Annotated in this window: 7 protein-coding genes; all 7 read right to left on the bottom strand. The window is 43.2% G+C overall.

All coding sequences use genetic code 11. The features are described 5' to 3' along the window. The coding region (locus tag ACN6OV_RS05445) for a DUF3164 family protein (RefSeq protein WP_427950482.1) at positions 1-324 on the bottom strand (324 nt) is incomplete at its 3' end. 9 nt (positions 325-333) lie between these two features. Continuing rightward, the gene (locus tag ACN6OV_RS05440; RefSeq protein WP_427950479.1) at positions 334-546 is read right to left on the bottom strand and encodes a TraR/DksA C4-type zinc finger protein; all 213 of its coding nucleotides are present in this window, start codon (positions 544-546) and stop codon (positions 334-336) included. Further along, positions 540-908 carry a LysR family transcriptional regulator gene (locus ACN6OV_RS05435; RefSeq protein WP_427950477.1) on the bottom strand — a complete coding sequence of 123 codons (369 nt, stop codon included), beginning with the start codon at positions 906-908 and terminating at the stop codon, positions 540-542. Before ACN6OV_RS05435 ends, ACN6OV_RS05440 begins: the two co-directional genes overlap by 7 nt. Continuing rightward, positions 854-1,129, bottom strand: coding sequence for a hypothetical protein (locus tag ACN6OV_RS05430; RefSeq protein WP_427950475.1), 276 nt, complete (start codon positions 1,127-1,129; stop codon positions 854-856). The genes ACN6OV_RS05435 and ACN6OV_RS05430 overlap by 55 nt, the downstream gene beginning before the upstream one ends. Next, complete coding sequence (locus tag ACN6OV_RS05425; protein ID WP_427950473.1) at positions 1,126-1,725, bottom strand: hypothetical protein; 600 nt, start codon at positions 1,723-1,725, stop codon at positions 1,126-1,128. Before ACN6OV_RS05425 ends, ACN6OV_RS05430 begins: the two co-directional genes overlap by 4 nt. An 86-nt stretch (positions 1,726-1,811) precedes the next feature. After that, positions 1,812-2,594, bottom strand: coding sequence for an AAA family ATPase (locus tag ACN6OV_RS05420; protein WP_427950471.1), 783 nt, complete (start codon positions 2,592-2,594; stop codon positions 1,812-1,814). Positions 2,595-2,669: 75 nt separating this feature from the next. Beyond that, the coding region (locus ACN6OV_RS05415; protein WP_427950468.1) for a Mu transposase C-terminal domain-containing protein at positions 2,670-3,462 on the bottom strand (793 nt) is incomplete at its 5' end.

Raw genomic sequence — 3,462 nt, 5'->3', positions numbered from 1 at the left:
AAGCTTTTCATCAAAGCGGATGCTGTCCTGGCTTTGACGAACAATTTTGTATTTGCCATCAAAGCTGTAAAGAGTCACATTGCCTTTATTCCCGCCGATTTTCACATCATATTGTTCAGCTGAAAGCTGTACAAAAGCTGCGATATCACCAAATGCGGCAGTTTTAAAATGACGCATAGCCTGTTGCACTTGTTTCGCTTGATTGACCATCGCCTGAACAAGAACATCACGCTCAAGGTCAATTGGCTTAATCGTTGACTCTGGGACCAAATGACCGCGTGCATCTTTGCGGTAGCCCTCTGGAATCGTCACTGCTGTATTCATATAAAACCCTTAGTTTCTGTAATGTTTTAAGTTTTTTTCTAAAGCGCTTTTGCATTCGATGCAGTACTTCACGCCACCTAATTTTTGTCGCTCTGCTGGAATGTTATTTCCGCAGTTTTCACACTCAGACACGCTAGGCGCATCAAAAGTGGTTCGGTCTTCTAACGCTCGCACTAAGCGTTGTTCCGCTGCATCGTTGGCTGTATCAGCTAGATCTACCATTTATCTTTATCCCTCGGTTTTATCTTGTTGCTGACAGGACATGTTTGGCAGCTTCTCCAAAAACGCATATCAACAGGATTTTGGGTTGGAGCTTCGCGGCATTTATTGCTACGGCACTCTTGCGGTGTAATTTTTTTATCTAAGTACGGGCACATAACATTGCCTAAAACTAGAATCACTCTATTTTCAAGTGCATCTGTACTACCTACGTACTTGTCACGCAGGGCAAGTGATAAACTAGACCGTGCGTATCCAATTGCATCAGCAACTTTTTGAATGCTGCCGAGAGCTTCAATCTCTTGATAAACTAGCTGCTTCCAAACTGGAATGTCGTCGCTAGAATTGACAGGAATTCTGGACATAAGACGTATCCTCCAATCATGAGAATGATGATAAGAATCAAGACAGACACAACAATTGCTGATTGAATTTGGATGTCATGAATTTCAATTTTTAAGGCGTTATTTTTTGCACGTTCTTCAGCAAACAAGCGCTCATAACCGTCAGCCAGATCTTTGAATCGGTTACGTTCAACGAAAAGTTTCAGGCGATGTTGTTCAATAGTATCTATAGGTTTATTCACAGCACTTTCTCCAGTTTTGTTCCGTGTAAACGCTCTTCTTCAAGTTCAGGCTGATCGCGGTAAACCACTTGGCCTTTGTTCGGGTCAAACACTTGCTTTGCACGTTGAATCTGCGGTGAAAGAGGTCCAGTATTCATATGGTCAAACAAGCGGTACTTTGCTTTTTTGCCAACTGTGTTCTGGGCCATTTGCACCAATGCCAAGTAGCCAGCTGAATACAGTGCGCGAAGGTATTCATTTGCTGTACCAACCGATATTTTCAACTCCCCATCACAGTCTGAAAGCGCTGCGAGTGTCTCAGCATTCATTGCGGTTTTATGAATGCGCAACGTGTTCCACATTGCATTGTTAATGCGGGCAGGGTGGACTTCATTGCCCTCCTTATCCACGCTTGGCCCCCAAAAGCCAATATCTTTAACAAGCTTGTAATGCACACGCTTAACACGCTTATTCGGAATATCTTCCTCGTATGTTTTTGCGATATAGCCAGCTAACTCAAGTCCCCTTACATAAGAGCGAGCACTGCCTTCCTTCATTTCTGCTAAATGAGCAACTTCAACCAGAGTGAAGTCGTCACGGTGGCTGCAAATTTGCATCCAAAGCCGTTGACGTGGTGCATATACTTTTGATTCAGTAGCTTGTTGTTCTAAAAGCATTCTTAATTCCCTGTAAATCTGAATAATTAAAACGAACGTGGACGAGGGCTTTCACCAGTAACAAACCCGCTTGGTAAAAGTTTTTTTAAGCTGTTTAAATCGACTGATTTAATCCCTGTTTCTAACGCTGCTTCATTCATCAGGTCCAAGTTGATTGATACACGGCGAGTCGATCCGCGTACTTCAGCAATCAGCTTTTCAAAAACTGCAATGTGAATTTCAACATTCGGGGCATATACAGCTGATAAGGCAATTGCATCATTTACATCAGCAGGTAAAGCTTGTACCCAGTGCGCCATTCGGCCATGAAAACGTTCGAATTTTTCCAATTTTTTCGGCAAAAATTCCTCACCGATGATTAGGATCGTACCTTGACTTTTTTCATATAAATCACGAATCAGCTCTACTTTATTGCCGCGCACCAAATGATCGACTTCATCAATAATCAGTGGACGGCCAGATTTAGCTAATTCAGTGCTTACAGCTTCCACCATCTCTGGAATTGTCTTTCCACCTGGTATACGCATTTCACGCAAAACTGCCTGCATAAAAGACTTTTTAGAGTCTGTTGAAGCAGCCTGGACGTAATATGCAAAGTTATTATTTGCAACGTAACTTGCACTCGTAGATTTACCTGATCCGCTTGGACCATAGAGACAAGAAATGCCAGGTAGTAAGTGATGGCGCTCTTTTGTACGCATGATTGCTTCCGTCAGCTGCGTAATATTGCGCGTATTTGCTAAGCCGCCAGCAAGCAGCATCGGCTTTTCAGCTTCTTGCGTCATGCTGTCATTGACTTTACTGTTCATATAAATCACCATTTAAGTGTTGTTTTGTCGTTCTCAGACAATAAAAAACAATATGTAGCGATACTGGTAATACCGTTACGCCTGACGTTGAGCTAAGTATTCAATTAGCTCAACGTCATTTTCTTTGAAGCTCTTAAAGACACGTGATAATTGGAAACTTGTCCAAAAACTGCGTTCATCGTCATTCACTTCAATCCCTGCCATTACGTTGGAATCAAGAGCAATCCAACGTTGCATTTTTTCTTTTGCGGTCAGTTCAACAGGCTCTGCTGTAGCTTCTTGCACCAATGTCGGTCTACGCATTGGCTGTTCAACTAAAATTGGCTCAGCCATTTGGTGCACTAAGCGTTCAGCACGAGGCGTGAAAATTACTGTTGATTGATCTTCAATATGTTCAATGACTTTCTGAGGATTTACTTCCTGCAAGACTTCATCTTGCTTCAATGCTAAGCGGCGTAAGCGACCATCAGCACGACGTTGACGTGCTTGTTCAACTTTGGTTTGCGGGAAGTACGCCCGTTTATTGGCATTCCATTTCGCATAGCAAATCAGGCGACCATCTTCGTCACGTACCGTAATTTGGTCAGCATTGTGGATGTCGTAACCCACCTGTACTGTGTCACCGTGATATTCAGAAAGATCCTGGCTAAAGTAGCGGTTGCCAAATAGCTCAATTTCACCTCTGCGCACCTTACGTTCTTCATATGGACGAAACAGATCCTCTGCATCCCAATCTTCCACGCGGTCAATCGGAGCGCCCATTTCTAACGCTTCATTCCACGCTTCTAACGGACTTTGATGACGCTTTTTAAAAGTCACAGGGTCGGTAATGCGTTTCAGGCTGCTATGTGGTTTATTGTTGTAGCCA

It is taken from the genome of Acinetobacter sp., from assembly GCF_050285345.1.
GTDB lineage: Bacteria > Pseudomonadota > Gammaproteobacteria > Pseudomonadales > Moraxellaceae > Acinetobacter.
Note: the sequence above shows the minus strand (reverse complement) of the source record. Positions and strands in the feature narration are given on the sequence as shown.